This is a genomic window from Streptomyces sp. NPDC002853 (assembly GCF_053591915.1).
In genome coordinates this window covers 1-14,793 of record NZ_JBSFUS010000009.1, presented here as the reverse complement: position 1 = coordinate 14,793, position 14,793 = coordinate 1, and the positions used below count along the sequence as shown (strand labels likewise).

General features: G+C 70.2%; 13 protein-coding genes and 1 riboswitch. All 13 genes read left to right on the top strand.

Annotated features, from left to right (window positions below; all coding sequences use genetic code 11):
- Window positions 1-112 precede the first annotated feature (112 nt).
- The 13 genes from ACWD02_RS24710 to ACWD02_RS24650 all read left to right on the top strand — a co-directional run bounded on the left by ACWD02_RS24710 (window position 113) and on the right by ACWD02_RS24650 (window position 14,658).
- Window positions 113-676 carry a hypothetical protein gene (locus ACWD02_RS24710; protein WP_451214604.1) on the top strand — a complete coding sequence of 188 codons (564 nt, stop codon included), beginning with the start codon at window positions 113-115 and terminating at the stop codon, window positions 674-676.
- Window positions 677-702: 26 nt separating this feature from the next.
- Window positions 703-2,229: a protein kinase domain-containing protein gene (locus ACWD02_RS24705; protein ID WP_451214987.1), complete on the top strand. Its 1,527-nt coding sequence runs from the start codon at window positions 703-705 to the stop codon at window positions 2,227-2,229.
- A gap of 131 nt (window positions 2,230-2,360) precedes the next feature.
- Window positions 2,361-3,026, top strand: a complete 666-nt coding sequence (locus ACWD02_RS24700; protein WP_451214603.1) for a SurA N-terminal domain-containing protein — start codon at window positions 2,361-2,363, stop codon at window positions 3,024-3,026.
- Window positions 3,027-3,071: 45 nt separating this feature from the next.
- Window positions 3,072-4,082 carry a nucleoside triphosphate pyrophosphohydrolase gene (locus ACWD02_RS24695; protein WP_451214602.1) on the top strand — a complete coding sequence of 337 codons (1,011 nt, stop codon included), beginning with the start codon at window positions 3,072-3,074 and terminating at the stop codon, window positions 4,080-4,082.
- Window positions 4,083-4,194: 112 nt separating this feature from the next.
- Window positions 4,195-5,532: a cytochrome P450 family protein gene (locus ACWD02_RS24690; protein WP_451214601.1), complete on the top strand. Its 1,338-nt coding sequence runs from the start codon at window positions 4,195-4,197 to the stop codon at window positions 5,530-5,532.
- 136 nt (window positions 5,533-5,668) lie between these two features.
- Window positions 5,669-6,676, top strand: a complete 1,008-nt coding sequence (locus ACWD02_RS24685) for a transglycosylase family protein (RefSeq protein ID WP_451214600.1) — start codon at window positions 5,669-5,671, stop codon at window positions 6,674-6,676.
- 182 nt (window positions 6,677-6,858) lie between these two features.
- Window positions 6,859-7,046, top strand: a riboswitch (cyclic di-AMP (ydaO/yuaA leader).
- 3 nt (window positions 7,047-7,049) lie between these two features.
- On the top strand, window positions 7,050-7,757 hold the full coding sequence (locus ACWD02_RS24680) for a transglycosylase family protein (RefSeq protein WP_451214599.1): 708 nt from the start codon (window positions 7,050-7,052) through the stop codon (window positions 7,755-7,757).
- Between the two features lie 222 nt (window positions 7,758-7,979).
- The gene (gene eno, locus ACWD02_RS24675; protein ID WP_451214598.1) at window positions 7,980-9,260 is read left to right on the top strand and encodes a phosphopyruvate hydratase; all 1,281 of its coding nucleotides are present in this window, start codon (window positions 7,980-7,982) and stop codon (window positions 9,258-9,260) included.
- Window positions 9,261-9,374: 114 nt separating this feature from the next.
- Window positions 9,375-9,854: an FtsB family cell division protein gene (locus ACWD02_RS24670; protein WP_451214597.1), complete on the top strand. Its 480-nt coding sequence runs from the start codon at window positions 9,375-9,377 to the stop codon at window positions 9,852-9,854.
- Window positions 9,855-9,898: 44 nt separating this feature from the next.
- Window positions 9,899-10,441: a DUF501 domain-containing protein gene (locus tag ACWD02_RS24665; protein WP_451214596.1), complete on the top strand. Its 543-nt coding sequence runs from the start codon at window positions 9,899-9,901 to the stop codon at window positions 10,439-10,441.
- Window positions 10,438-11,364 (top strand): Ppx/GppA phosphatase family protein, encoded by a 927-nt coding sequence (locus ACWD02_RS24660; protein WP_451214595.1) that lies wholly within the window; start codon window positions 10,438-10,440, stop codon window positions 11,362-11,364. The genes ACWD02_RS24665 and ACWD02_RS24660 overlap by 4 nt, the downstream gene beginning before the upstream one ends.
- A 398-nt stretch (window positions 11,365-11,762) precedes the next feature.
- Complete coding sequence (locus tag ACWD02_RS24655) at window positions 11,763-13,166, top strand: NAD(P)/FAD-dependent oxidoreductase (RefSeq protein WP_451214594.1); 1,404 nt, start codon at window positions 11,763-11,765, stop codon at window positions 13,164-13,166.
- A 196-nt stretch (window positions 13,167-13,362) separates the two neighbouring features.
- On the top strand, window positions 13,363-14,658 hold the full coding sequence (locus tag ACWD02_RS24650) for a class I SAM-dependent methyltransferase (protein ID WP_451214593.1): 1,296 nt from the start codon (window positions 13,363-13,365) through the stop codon (window positions 14,656-14,658).
- The last annotated feature ends 135 nt before the right edge of the window (window positions 14,659-14,793 follow it).

The window sequence follows — 14,793 nt, the reverse complement described above, 5'->3', positions numbered from 1 at the left end:
CCGCTTCCACGTGTCGGCCTATACGCTCGAATCAGCATCAGTTCGTATTTCGACTTTCGGCCGCGCGTTCCCCCACGGGAACGCACGGCCGCATCAGGTATCAGGAGCAGCCATGCACGGCCACGGCTATGCGCCGCAGCAACCGCCGCCGAACTCCGGCGGCACCCACGTGACGCTGCGCGTGCTGTTCGTGGTCCTCGCCGTCGTCACCTGCGGCCTGCTCGCCTGGGCGCCGATGCTGCGCCTCGCGATCGTGACCCGCAAGTCGTACGACTGGGTGTTCTTCGGCCTGGTGACCGCGCTCGACGTGACGGCCCTCGTGCTCGTCGGCGTCGACCCGGGCGACGAAGAGTTCCAGGGGCCGGGCAACGCGGGCATGGTCATCCTCCTGACCACGCTGCTCGCCGCCGTCGCCTACTACCTGTTCGCGGACATCAGGCACTTCAGCCGCCACGGCCGGCCGTACCCGGGCTACGCCGCACCGCAGCCCGCGTACGGCTATCCGCAGCAGCCCGGACCCGCCCCCGTCCACCTCCAGCCCACCCAACTGCACCAGCCGCCGGTCCAGCAGACGCCGCCCCCGCCCACGCGCCCCGCACCGGCCCGCATCCACCAAGTACAGGCCGAGCTCGACGAGCTGAGTGACTACCTGCGCAAGCAGGAAGGCGGCAACTGAACGTGTCATCGGGGACGGGCGGCCGCGTGGTCGCCGGGCGCTACGAACTCTCCACGCTCATCGGCCAGGGCGGCATGGGCCAGGTCTGGACGGCGTACGACCAGCGCCTGGACCGCCGCGTCGCGGTCAAGCTGCTGCGCCCCGACCGCGTCGCGGGCGCCGAGGCCGACGAGCTGCGCCGCCGCTTCGTGCGCGAGTGCCGCGTCACCGCACAGGTCGACCACCCGGGCCTCGTCACCGTCCACGACGCGGGCACGGAGGGCGAGGACCTCTACCTCGTCATGCAGTACGTGGACGGGGCGGACCTCGGCGACCACCTCGCCGAGCACGACCCCTACCCGTGGCAGTGGGCCGTCGCCATCGCCGCACAGGTGTGTGCCGTGCTCTCCGCGGTGCACGCCGTGCCGATCGTGCACCGCGACCTCAAGCCGCGGAACGTGATGGTCAAGCAGGACGGCACCATCTCCATCCTCGACCTGGGCATCGCCTCGGTCATGGACACCGACACCACCCGCCTCACACACACCGGTTCGCCCATCGGCAGCCCCGCGTACATGGCCCCCGAGCAGGCGATGGGCGGCGCGGTCGGCCCGTACACCGACCTCTACGCCCTGGGTGTCCTGCTGCACGAACTCCTCAGCGGCGACGTGCCGTTCTCCGGTTCCACCGCGCTCGGCGTCCTGCACCGGCACCTCTACGAACCGCCGCTCCCGGTCCGCCGCCTGCGCGCCGAGGTCCCCGAGGCCCTCGAAGCCCTGGTGCTCCGGCTCCTCGCCAAGGACCCCCAGCACCGGCACGCCAGCGCCCAGGACGTCTACGAGGAACTGGCCCCGCTGCTCCCCGCACGCGGCATACCGACCGGCGGTCCGCTCGACCCCACCCGCCCCTTCCTGCGCCCGCACGCCCCGTGGCCCGACCGCGCCACGACCCCGGCGCCCGCCCCCGCCATCCAGCCGGACCGCCCCGACCACCGCCGGACCCCCGGCAGCCACACCGACGTGGTGCACGCGGTCGACGAGGTCAAGAGGCTCCTCGGCGAAGGACGCATCACCCAGGCCGTGGACATCCTCGGCTCGATCCTGCCCGCGGCCGCCGCCAAGCACGGCGAGCACTCCCCGGTGGTCCGCTCCCTGCGCAAGCAGTACGCGGCGACCCTCATGGACGACGGCCAGTACCGCCGCGCCCTGCCCGAACTGCGCCGCCTCGCCGACGAGCGCGCCGCGGAGTCCGGCCAGGCCGACCCGCACTCACTCCAGTTCCGCTACGAGGCGGCGCAGTGCCTGGAGCAACTGGGCGAACCGGCGGCGGCCCTCGCGGAGTACCGCGCACTCCTCCCCTACTACGAGAACCGCTACGCCTCCGACGACCGCGACCGCCCCCTGGAGATCCGCCGCCGCATCGGCCACCTGCTCCTGGCCCTCGGCGACCGCGCGGCGGCCCACGACACGCTGGCACGGCTGCTCATGGACGCCGAACGGATGCACGGGGTCGGCCATCCGTTTCCGGCGGAGATCCGGCGTACGTTGCAGTGGCTGGGACAAGTGCGCGGTTGACGAGGGCCGAGGGTGCCCCAACTCCCCGAGAATCGTTGGTCGAATAGGTGGCCGAGAGACCGGCCACTCCCTAACATCGATCACCGCAAGACTTTGTGCACCGCCGCACAATCTCCGACCGGGAGGCTCACTTGCACCGCCGCCGTCGCACCGCGCTCGTTCTCTCCGCCGCAGCCGTCACCGCGGCTCCTCTCCTCACCGCCTGCGGCGCCGAAGCCCATCCGGGCGCCGCGGCCGTCGTGGGCAACGACCGGATCACGGTCTCGCAGCTGGAGGGCCGGGTGAACGAGGTGCGCGCCGCGCAGCGCGCCGCGATCCCGGACGAGCAGCAGTACGAGCAGGCCATCGCCAAGTCCGGCGGCCTCACCCGCAGCACGCTGCACACGATGGTCCTCGACAAGGTGCTGCACCGCGCGGCCGTCGACGCCGGGGTGGACGTGTCACGCCGCGACATCCAGACGATGAAAGCGGGTCTCGAACAGCAGGCGGGCGGCAAGAAGCAGCTCGAACAGGGCTGGCTCCAGCAGTACAGCGTCGCCCCGTCCCAGCTGGAGAACAGCCTCCGCACGGAGATCGAGGCCCAGAAGCTGGCCAGGAAACTGGGCGTGGACATGAACGCCCCTCAGGGCCAGGCGATCTTCTGGAAGGAGCTCTCCAAGGCCTCCAAGAAGCTGGACGTGGACCTGAACCCGCGCTACGGCACGTGGGACGTGGAGAAGAGCAAGCGCGCCGACAGCAAGACGCCGTGGGTGCGCGAGGTGTCCGGGGACAAAGCCGCGGGCCCCAAGCAGGCGTAAGGACGTCAGTCGGGGGCCGCCGGCCGCGTGGGTTACGTTCGACGGGTGAACGCAACCACGCCCCCGGCCGACGCCCCCGGCCGCGTCATCCTCCTCACCACCAGCCACCGAGTGGCCCCCGGCCTCCTCTCCTGGCCCGCGTGGCAGGCCCTGCACGGGGCCGACGAGGTCCTGTGCGCCGACGCCGCGCACCCCCAACTGCCGTACCTGCGCGAGGCGGGCGTGCGCGTGGAGCAGGCGTCGCCCACGGCCCAGGAGCTGGTGGACGCCTGCGCCGGCGGCCGTACGGTCCTCGTCGTCGCCACGGCCGAGGGCGACAGCGCCCTGACGGACGGCCTCGCGAGGCTCGCGGGCTCGGGCCGCGTCCCGATGCCCGACCTCGAACTGCTCCCGGCGTCGTACGACCTGCCGGGCGCGCGGCTCCTCGACCTCGTCCAGGTCATGGACCAGATCCGGGTCGAGTGCCCCTGGTCGTCCCAGCAGACGCACAAGGGCCTGGCGAAGTACGCGATCGAGGAGGCGTACGAGCTGGTCGAGGCGATCGAGGAGGGCGACAGGGACGAGCTGCGGGAGGAGCTGGGCGACGTCCTGCTCCAGGTGGTCTTCCACTCCCGCATCGCGGAGGAGGACGACGTGTCCCCCTTCTCCGTGGACGACGTGGCGGGCACGATCGTCGAGAAGCTGATCCACCGCCACCCGCACGTCTTCGGCGACGACGCGGCCCACACCCCCGAGGACGTCAAGGCGCACTGGCTCCGCAAGAAGGCCGAGGAGAAGCAGCGGTCATCGGTCACGGAGGGAATCCCCCTGGGCCAGCCGGGCCTGGCCCTCGCGGCCAAGCTGGCCTCACGGGTGCGGACGGCGGGCTTGGAGGTGCCGGTTCCGACGGGGGAGGGCATCGGGTACGAACTCCTGGCACTCGCCCTGCGCGCGGAGGCGGACGGAGTCGACCCGGAGGCGTCCCTGCGAGCAGCGGCACGGGCTTACCGGGACGCGGTGCTGGCGGCGGAGTGCGGGCCCGGGGCGCAGGGGAGTTCCAGCCCGTCCGGCGTTTGAGGACGAACTCGGCGGAGCCGATGACGGCAGGCATGCAGGTAGGCAGGTAGGCAGGTAGGCAGGCATGCAGGCAGGGCCCAGGGGCCAGACGCAAGCCGGATAACGTCGTCCCATGCGAGACCAGCCGCCAGCCCCCGCCGGGGACACCCCCGCAGCCTGCCCGGCAGGGGCCCACGTGTCCGAGGCCCAGGGGCCAGAGCTCTTCACCTGGGAGTTCGCCACCGACCCCTATCCCGCCTACGCCTGGCTCCGCGAGCACGCGCCCGTGCACAAGACGCGGCTGCCCAGTGGCGTGGAGGCGTGGCTGGTCACCCGGTACGGCGATGCCAAGCAGGCGCTCGCCGACCAGCGGCTCAGCAAGAATCCGGCCCATCACGGCGAGCCCGCGCACGCGAAGGGCAAGACCGGCATCCCCGGCGAGCGCAGCGCCAACCTCATGACGCATCTGCTCAACATCGATCCGCCGGACCACACCCGCCTGCGCCGCCTCGTCTCCAAGGCCTTCACCCCCCGCCGTATCGCCGAGTTCGCACCCCGCGTCCAGGAGCTGACCGACCACCTCATCGACCAGTTCGCGGAGAAGGGGGAGGCGGACCTCATCCACGACTTCGCCTTCCCGCTCCCCATCTACGCGATCTGCGACCTGCTCGGGGTGCCCCGCGAGGACCAGGACGACTTCCGGGACTGGGCGGGGATGATGATCCGGCACGGGGGAGGGCCGAGGGGAGGGGTCGCCCGGTCCGTCAAGAAGATGCGCGGTTACCTCGCCGAGCTGATCCACCGCAAGCGGCTCGAACCCGGCGACGACCTCATCTCCGGGCTCATCCGCGCCTCCGACCACGGCGAGCACCTCACCGAGAACGAGGCCGCCGCGATGGCCTTCATCCTGCTCTTCGCCGGCTTCGAGACGACCGTCAACCTCATCGGCAACGGCACCTACGCCCTCCTGACCCACCCCGAGCAGCGCGAGCGGCTCCAGGCATCGCTCCGGGACGGCGACACCGGGCTCTTGGAGACGGGGCTCGAGGAACTCCTGCGCTTCGACGGTCCCGTCGAACTGGCCACCTGGCGGTACGCCACCGAGCCGCTGACCGTCGGAGGGGAGGACATCGCCGCCGGCGACCCCGTCCTCGTGGTCCTCGCCGCCGCCGATCGCGACCCCGCGCGATTCGACCGGCCGGACACGCTCGACCTCTCCCGCCGCGACAACCAACACCTCGGCTACGGCCATGGCATTCATTACTGTCTCGGCGCACCGCTGGCCAGGCTGGAAGGGCAGGCCGCCCTCGCGACCCTCCTGCGGCGCCTCCCTGACCTGCGCCTGGCGGCGGAACCTGGTGATTTGAGGTGGCGCGGCGGGCTCATCATGCGTGGACTGCGCACGCTTCCGGTGGAGTTCACACCCGCACAGCAGAGCAAATATTCGGCACCTGAAACGACGTTTAACTGACGGGCCGTCAAGACTGTGACTTTCACGTGATCTCCGCTGCATCGACTTGTGACAAGCGTTCGACTGCCGCTACGTTCACCGACGACTCGGCATCCCGTGCCGCAGTCGTCGCTCCAGTCACGCGAAAGGCAACCGCATGCTCTCCGGCAATGGTCGTCACCGACGCCCCCGCCAGGCCCCGGCCCTGATCGTCGCGGCAGGAGTGGCGGGATCGGCCATCGCGATCCCGCTGCTCGGCGCCACCAGCGCGAGCGCGGCGGACACCGCCACGTGGGACAAGCTCGCGGAGTGCGAGAGCGGCGGATCCTGGAGCGCGGACGCGGGCAACGGCTACTACGGCGGGCTCCAGCTCTCGCAGCAGACGTGGGAGGAGTACGGCGGCCTCGACTTCGCGCCGAGCGCCGACCAGGCGAGCCGCTCCCAGCAGATCTCGGTGGCCGAGAAGGTCCTCGACGACCAGGGTGCCGACGCCTGGCCGAGCTGTGCGCCGATCGCCGGTCTCACCGAGGGCGGTGCCGCCGCCGACGTCGACCCGGGCGCCCCGATCACGACCATTCCTTCTGACGAGCCGTCGGAATCGACCGGGTCCGGCGAGTCGTCGAAGCCGGGCGGGTCGGACGAGGCCGACGCGTCGCCGAGCGAGTCGGCCGACCCCTCGGACAGCGCCGAGCCGTCCGGGAAGCCGGACTCCGATGACGCGTCACGAGACAAGAATCACGACGAGTCGGGCAAGTCGGATGACTCGGGCGACTCGGGTGACTCGGATGAGTCGGCCGAGCCCGGTGACTCGACCAAGTCCGGCGAACCGGACAAGTCCGGGCGTGACGAGACCACTTCGCCCGCCCCCTCGCCCTCCACCGGCGAGGGTGAAGGCCGTCACCGCGGCGGCAGCGCCGACGACGAGGCGTCCGAAGGCTCCGCCCGCGAGGGTTCGGGCCGGCACGCCTCCCGTGGCGACGAGCGCGAGCACGACGTCTCCGACGGGACGTACACGGTCCGTTCCGGAGACAGCCTCTCGGTCATCGCCGACGACCTGGAGGTGAAGGGCGGGTGGACCGAGCTGTACGCCGAGAACGAGAAGTCGGTCGGCTCCGACCCCGATCTCATCCTTCCCGGTCAGAGCCTCGATTTGGGCGAAAAGTAGGGGTAGTTGGCGAGTCGCTTTGCGCTCGATGTCCCAATTGGCGCAAGTGAGACATGGGTCTCAGAAGCCCTGATCGTCTTTGAAATTCGGGCGATCGCATGTCTACGGTCGTGACCGCTCGCCACAGCGGGCCCCGCCGGTCGGTACGCCGAGTCCTGCCAACGGCCGTTCGGGAACAGTCGTCGCGTAATGCGCCGTAGGCAGGAGCGGGGGAACCAAGGTTTCCGCCGGGCCCGGCCGTTGAGCCTCGCGAGAGCGAGGCACACGGACGGGAACGGCTAGGGGTTAAGTCGCGCTCAGGAAGCGCGGCCGGGCAACCACATCGGCCCGAACCCGACAGCTCACCTCGCAGGCGTCGGTGAGGGGATCACTCATGCTGTTTTCCAGCAAGGGCAAGCACCGCCGCCCGTCCAAGGCCACCCGTGTCGCCACGCTCGCCGGCGTCACCGGTGTCGCGGTCGCAGCCCCGCTGATGGCGGCCGGTCAGGCCTCCGCCGCCACGAACTCCGAGTGGGACGCCGTCGCGCAGTGCGAGTCGGGCGGCAACTGGTCGATCAACACCGGCAACGGCTACACCGGCGGCCTGCAGTTCTCGTCGTCCACCTGGGCCGCGTACGGCGGCACGAAGTACGCGCCCACCGCCGACAAGGCCTCCAAGGCCCAGCAGATCGAGATCGGCGAGAAGGTCCTCGCGGGTCAGGGCAAGGGTGCCTGGCCGAGCTGCGGCGTCGGCCTCTCGGGCGCGTCCAACGAGGGTGGCGGTGCGCAGGAGAGCGCCCCGCAGCAGACCCAGGAGCAGCCCAAGAGCCAGCCCAGCGCCCAGACCGAGCAGCCGCAGCAGGCCGCTCCGAAGGCCGAGGCCGCCCCGAAGGCCGAGTCCGAGAAGACCGTCGAGACCCCGACCGGAAAGACGGTCAAGAAGGGCGACGGCGAGTACAAGGTCAAGAAGGGTGACACCCTCTCCAAGATCGCCAAGGCCGAGGACGTCAAGGGCGGCTGGCACAAGGTGTACAAGCTCAACGGCGACATCATCGACAACGCCGACATGATCTTCCCCGGCCAGCAGCTCCACCTGAGCTAGTCCTGGCGGGGCACCCCCCTCCCCGCCCCGGTGCGCGTATCCCCCGTACGCACCGGGGCGGGGTTCCTTTGTGCTCCACGCTTTGTTCCGTTCGGAAACATTTTGCTCTCGGTTTGTCCACAGGGCGGTCGCTCGGCTGGCTCTTGTCCGGGAGCCGGTTAGGCTCGTGTCCGCGAGGCCAACGCCCCGCGTACCCGCGTCACATCCCAGAAGGAGATGCTCGTGCCGTCCATCGACGTCGTCGTAGCCCGGGAAATCCTGGACTCCCGAGGCAACCCCACGGTCGAGGTCGAGGTCGGCCTCGACGACGGCAGCACGGGTCGTGCCGCCGTTCCGTCCGGTGCGTCCACCGGTGCTTTCGAGGCCATCGAACTCCGTGACGGTGACCCCAACCGTTACATGGGCAAGGGCGTGGAGAAGGCCGTCCTCGCCGTCATCGAGCAGATCGGCCCGGAGCTCGTCGGGTACGACGCGACCGAGCAGCGCCTGATCGACCAGGCGATGTTCGACCTCGACGCCACCGACAACAAGGGCTCGCTCGGCGCCAACGCCATCCTCGGCGTCTCGCTCGCCGTCGCGCACGCCGCGTCGGAGGCCTCCGACCTCCCGCTCTTCCGCTACCTCGGTGGCCCGAACGCGCACCTGCTGCCCGTTCCGATGATGAACATCCTGAACGGCGGGTCGCACGCGGACTCGAACGTCGACATCCAGGAGTTCATGATCGCGCCGATCGGCGCGGAGTCGTTCTCCGAGGCCCTGCGCTGGGGCACCGAGGTCTACCACACGCTGAAGAAGGTCCTGAAGGACAAGGGCCTCTCCACCGGCCTGGGCGACGAGGGCGGCTTCGCCCCGAACCTGGACTCCAACCGCGCCGCGCTCGACCTCATCCTCGAGGCCATCAAGCAGGCCGGTTACGTCCCCGGCGAGCAGATCGCGCTCGCGCTCGACGTCGCCGCGTCCGAGTTCTACAAGGACGGCACGTACTCCTTCGAGGGCAAGGACCGCTCGGCCGCCGAGATGACCGAGTACTACGAGGAGCTCGTCGCCTCGTATCCGCTCGTCTCCATCGAGGACCCGCTGTTCGAGGACGACTGGGCCGGCTGGAACGTCATCACCGAGAAGCTCGGCGACAAGGTTCAGCTCGTGGGCGACGACCTGTTCGTCACCAACCCCGAGCGCCTCGCCCGCGGCATCGAGGAGAAGTCGGCCAACGCCCTCCTGGTGAAGGTCAACCAGATCGGCTCGCTGACCGAGACCCTGGACGCCGTCGAGATGGCCCAGCGCAGCGGCTTCAAGTGCATGATGTCCCACCGCTCCGGCGAGACCGAGGACGTCACCATCGCCGACCTCGCCGTCGCCACGAACTGCGGCCAGATCAAGACCGGCGCCCCGGCCCGCTCCGAGCGCGTCGCCAAGTACAACCAGCTGCTCCGCATCGAGGAGATCCTGGACGACGCCGCGGTGTACGCGGGCCGTTCGGCGTTCCCCCGCTTCAAGGGCTGAACCGCTTCCGAGCTCCGGCTCGGGCCTCGGCTCCGCTGAGTAGATACGTACGTCCCCGTACTCGGTCCCGTACCGTGTGCGGGGACGTTCGTACGTATCGGGGAGGCGGCACACATGGCCGTGAAGGACCGCGACCGGTTCTCCACCGCGACCAGGCTGCGGCTGCTCGGCGAGCAGACCGCGGAGCGTGTCTACCGCTCCCAGACCAAGCGCCAGGCGCGCCGCTCCCGGCTCACGGGACGCGCCGCGCTCCTCGCGCTCGTGCTGTGCTCGCTGGTCGTCGCGCTCGCCTATCCGATAAGGCAGTACGTCTCCCAGCGCGCGGAGATCGACGACCAGCGCAAGGAGCAGGCCGAGCGACGCGAGCACGTCGAGCGGCTGAAGGACGAGAAGGCCCGCTGGCGGGACGACGCGTACGCGGAGCAGCGCATCCGGGACCGGCTGCACTTTGTGATGCCGGGCGAGACCGGCTACACGGTCATCGACCCCGACGCGGCGAAGAAGCAGCGCACCGACCAGGGGGCCGCCGCCAGGCCCTGGTACTCGAACGTCTGGGACGGCGTCGACAAGGCGGACCGCCCGGCCGGGAACTGACATCCCAGCACCACCTCTCGTAGAGAACCGATCGAAAGACAGGCATGGAAACGCCCCCGTCGACCACCCCGCGCACCGAGCCCACCGACGCCGACGTCGAGGCCTTCAAGCAGCAGCTCGGCCGCCCGCCGCGCGGCCTGCGGGCCATCGCCCACCGCTGCCCGTGCGGGCAGCCGGACGTCGTCGAGACGGCGCCGCGCCTTCCCGACGGGACGCCGTTCCCGACGACGTACTACCTGACGTGTCCGCGGGCCGCCTCCGCGATCGGGACGCTCGAGGCCAACGGCGTCATGAAGGAGATGTCGGAGCGGCTGAAGACGGACCCCGAACTGGCGGCCGCCTACCGCAAGGCGCACGAGGACTACATCGCGCGCCGTGACGCCATCGAGGTCCTGGAGGGCTTCCCGAGCGCGGGCGGCATGCCGGACCGCGTGAAGTGCCTGCACGTCCTGGTCGGCCACTCCCTGGCCGCGGGCCCCGGCGTGAACCCGCTGGGCGACGAGGCGATCGCGATGCTGCCGGAGTGGTGGGCCAAGGGGCCGTGCGTCACGCCGTGCGCCGAAGCCGACGAGGAGCCCGCCAAGTGACCCGCGTGGCCGCCATCGACTGCGGCACGAATTCCATCCGCCTGCTGGTGGCTGACGCCGACCCCGAGACCGGCGAACTCGTCGACCTGGACCGGCGGATGACCATCGTCCGCCTCGGCCAAGGGGTGGACAAGACGGGCCGCCTGGCGCCCGAGGCACTCGACCGCACCTTCGCGGCGTGCCGCGAGTACGCCGAGGTCATCAAGTCCCACGGCGCCGAACGCCTCCGCTTCGTGGCGACCTCCGCCTCCCGCGACGCCGAGAACCGCGACGACTTCGTACGCGGCGTCCTGGACATTCTCGGCGTCGAGCCGGAGGTCATCACCGGTGACCAGGAAGCCGAGTTCTCCTTCACGGGGGCGACGAAGGAGCTGACGGGCAGCGACCACCTCGCCAAGCCCTACCTCGTCGTCGACATCGGCGGCGGCTCCACGGAGTTCGTCGTCGGCGACGACACCGTCCGTGCCGCCCGCTCCGTCGACATCGGCTGCGTGCGCCTCACGGAGCGGCACATCCGCACCGACCCGCCCGCGCCCGCCGAACTCGACGCCGTCCGCGCCGACATCACGGCCGCGCTCGACCTCGCCGAGGAGTCGGTGCCGATCGGCGAGGCCCGCACCCTGGTCGGCCTCGCGGGCTCGGTGACGACGGTGTCGGCCATCGCGCTCGGCCTCGACGCGTACGACTCCGCGGCGATCCACCACTCCCGTGTCTCCTTGGAGCAGGTACGCGAGATCGTCGCCCGCCTGACCGGGGCCACGCACGACGAGCGGGCCGCGATCCCGGTGATGCATCCGGGCCGCGTGGACGTCATCGTGTCGGGCGCCCTCGTACTCCTTTCGATCATGGAGAGGACCGGTGCGGACGAGGTCGTCGTCAGCGAGCACGACATCCTCGACGGCATCGGCTGGTCGATCGCCTGAGCGCTTCATGTAGCGTCTGAGCGGCTGTCGAGGGGCCCGGAAGGGCCCTCGACGACATGTCGTCGGGAAAGTTCGTGAAGTTCTTCACAAGAGAATCGGCTCGGTTGGACGATGTTCAGGGGTTCCGGACCCCTGAAAGTGACCCGAGAGGGCCCCGCGACCCACGACAGTGAAGGTTCGGGAGTGCGTCCGCAGGGTGGGTTTGGTGAGTGGTCCACTGCGCTTGCGGGGCCAGAGCGGCAGCTCACAAGGGGTGCACAACGTCCCGGGTCATCCCGTGGTTCCCCTGGGGCTCTATGGCCTGCGTCACGTGGGCGGCGAACTATAGCAGAGGGTCCACCCATGCTTGTGAAGGGGCGCACGAGCGACCCCTGCCGGGCAGGTGGATACTCGATGGCATGAGCACCACGGAGCGTCCCAGGATCCTCGTAGTAGGCGGTGGGTACGTAGGCCTGTACGCAGCTCGGCGCATTCTCAAGAAGATGCGCTACGGAGAGGCGACCGTCACGGTCGTCGACCCCCGGTCGTACATGACCTACCAGCCCTTCCTCCCCGAAGCAGCCGCCGGCAGCATTTCGCCTCGGCACGTCGTCGTCCCGCTGCGACGCGTGCTGCCCAAGGCGGAAGTTCTGACCGGCCGGGTCACCACCATCGATCAGGACCGCAAGGTCGCGACGATCGCCCCCCTCGTGGGCGAGGCGTACGAGCTGCCTTTCGACTACCTGGTCATCGCGATGGGCGCGGTCTCCCGCACCTTCCCGATCCCCGGCCTCGCCGAGCAGGGCATCGGCATGAAGGGCATCGAGGAGGCCATCGGCCTGCGCAACCACGTCCTCGAGCAGCTGGACAAGGCTGACTCCACGACGGACGAGGACGTCCGCCGCAAGGCGCTGACCTTCGTCTTCGTCGGCGGTGGCTTCGCGGGTGCGGAGACCATCGGTGAGGTCGAGGACATGGCCCGCGACGCGGCCAAGTACTACAACAACGTGAAGCGCGAGGACATGCGCTTCGTGCTCGTCGACGTCGCGGACAAGATCCTCCCCGAGGTCGGCCCGAAGCTCGGCCAGTACGGCAAGGAGCACCTCGAGGGCCGCGGTGTCGAGGTCTACCTCAAGACCGGCATGGACTCCTGCGTGGACGGCCACGTGGTGCTCAACAACGGCCTCGAGGTCGACTCCAGCACCATCGTGTGGACCGCCGGCGTGAAGCCGAACCCGGCGCTCGCCCGCTTCGGTCTGCCGCTCGGTCCCCGTGGCCACGTCGACACCCAGACGACCCTCCAGGTCCAGGGCACCGACTACATCTGGGCCGCGGGCGACAACGCCCAGGTCCCGGACATGGTCGGCCGCAAGGCCGGCAACGAGAACGCCTGGTGCCCGCCGAACGCCCAGCACGCGCTGCGGCAGGCCAAGGTCCTCGGCGACAACGTGATCTCTGGCATGCGGGGCTTCCCGCAGAAGGAGTACAGCCACGCCAACAAGGGTGCGGTCGCCGGTCTCGGCCTGCACAAGGGCGTCGCGATGATCGTCATGGGCAAGATGAAGATCAAGCTCAAGGGCCGTCTCGCCTGGTACATGCACCGCGCGTACCACGGCATGGCGATGCCGACGTTCAACCGCAAGATCCGCGTCTTCGCGGACTGGACGCTCGCGGTCTTCCTCAAGCGTGAGGTCGTCTCGCTGGGCGCCATGGAGACGCCGCGCGAGGAGTTCTACGAGGCCGCCAAGCCCGCGCCGAAGCCCGCCGCGGCCAAGGCGGAGACCCCGGCCGTCAAGGCCGAGGAGAAGGCCAAGGCCTCCTGACCTCCGGTCACTGAACAGCCCCGAGGGGGTCGCCCGCCATCCGTGGTGCGGGCGGCCCCCTCGGGTTTTCCCGCCCCGTATACATGGTGATTACACTTATTTTGCCGATCCGTGACGCGACAACGGGACTGCGCGAGCGTCGTGTTGGTGTTTACGTGGTGTTGAGTCCGGGATCGCCATCACGGAGGTGTGCACCATGCCACACGCCGCACTGCGGCTTGAGAGCCTCGCCGAACAACTGCTGGGAGCCCCGCTCCCCGTGCGCATTCGTGCCTGGGACGGTTCGGAAGCAGGCCCGCCGGGTGCCCCCATCCTCGTCGTACGCAGCCGTCGCGCCCTGCGCCGCCTGATGTGGAAGCCGGGCGAGCTGGGCCTGGCCCGCGCCTGGGTGGCCGGGGACCTGGACGTCGAGGGCGATCTGTATGCCGCGCTCGAACGGCTCGCCGGGTTCATCTGGGAGCGCGACGAGGACGCCAAGAGCCTCAGGGAGTCCCTGCGCGACCCGGGGTTCCGCGCCGCCGCCCGCACCCTGGTCGGCCTCGCCGCGCCCTTCCTGCCGCCCGCCCCGCCGCCGGAGGAGATGCGCGGACGCGGCCGTCTCCACCTGCACACCAAGCGCAGCGACCGGCAGGCCATCAGCCACCACTACGACGTGGGCAACGACTTCTACGAGCTGGTGCTCGGCCCCTCGATGGTCTACTCGTGCGCCTACTGGGAGTCGCCCGACTCCACCCTCGAAGACGCCCAGCGCGACAAGCTGGAGCTCATCTCCCGCAAGCTCGCCCTGAAGCCCGGCATGCGCCTGCTCGACGTCGGCTGCGGCTGGGGCTCCATGGCGATCCACGCGGCGCGCGAGCACGGCGTCACCGTCGTCGGCGTCACGCTCTCCCAGGAGCAGGCCGCGTACGCCAGGAAGCGCATCGCGGAGGAGGGGCTGACCGACCGGGTCGAGATCCGCGTCCAGGACTACCGTGACGTGCGCGACGGTCCGTACGACGCCATCTCCTCCATCGGCATGGCCGAACACGTCGGCGCCGAGAGGTACTTGGAGTACGCACAGGACCTGCACGCGCTCCTGAAGCCCGGCGGCCGGCTCCTCAACCACCAGATCGCGCGCCGCCCGCAGGCCGACGAGTCGAGTTACGAGGTCGACGACTTCATCGACGCCTATGTCTTCCCCGGCGGCGAGCTCGCCCCGGTGGGGTCCACCGTCGCGCAGCTGGAGCGCGCCGGGTTCGAGGTGCGTGACGTGGAGGCGATCCGCGAGCACTACGCCCTCACCCTGCGCCGCTGGGTCGCCAACCTGGAGGCCCGCTGGAAGGAGGGCCAGCGGCTCACCTCGCCGGGCCGCGCCCGTATCTGGCGCCTCTACATGGCGGCTTCCGCGCTCTCCTTCGAGCGCAACCGCATCGGCGTCAACCAGGTCCTCGCGGTGAGGACCCCGGAGGCGGGCACCTCCGGGATGCCGCTGCGGGCGCGCGTCTGGCGCTAGGACGCGAACGAGTGGGGCCCCGGGCGGCGATCGCCCGGGGCCCCACTCGTTCGCGTACCGGCCGGTGGGATTAGGGCATGTTAGCCCAAAACGGGTTGAACATGGCCCCGCAGCGGGCCCGCCCCACCCCCCCGA

What these genes read in the sequence shown, in the direction of transcription:
- ACWD02_RS24685 (WP_451214600.1), top strand. Translation starts at nt 5,669, where the DNA reads ATGCTCTCCGGCAATGGTCGTCACCGACGCCCCCGCCAGGCCCCGGCC.
- ACWD02_RS24710 (WP_451214604.1), top strand. Translation starts at nt 113, where the DNA reads ATGCACGGCCACGGCTATGCGCCGCAGCAACCGCCGCCGAACTCCGGC.
- ACWD02_RS24690 (WP_451214601.1), top strand. Translation starts at nt 4,195, where the DNA reads ATGCGAGACCAGCCGCCAGCCCCCGCCGGGGACACCCCCGCAGCCTGC.
- ACWD02_RS24655 (WP_451214594.1), top strand. Translation starts at nt 11,763, where the DNA reads ATGAGCACCACGGAGCGTCCCAGGATCCTCGTAGTAGGCGGTGGGTAC.
- ACWD02_RS24650 (WP_451214593.1), top strand. Translation starts at nt 13,363, where the DNA reads ATGCCACACGCCGCACTGCGGCTTGAGAGCCTCGCCGAACAACTGCTG.
- ACWD02_RS24680 (WP_451214599.1), top strand. Translation starts at nt 7,050, where the DNA reads ATGCTGTTTTCCAGCAAGGGCAAGCACCGCCGCCCGTCCAAGGCCACC.
- ACWD02_RS24670 (WP_451214597.1), top strand. Translation starts at nt 9,375, where the DNA reads ATGGCCGTGAAGGACCGCGACCGGTTCTCCACCGCGACCAGGCTGCGG.
- ACWD02_RS24665 (WP_451214596.1), top strand. Translation starts at nt 9,899, where the DNA reads ATGGAAACGCCCCCGTCGACCACCCCGCGCACCGAGCCCACCGACGCC.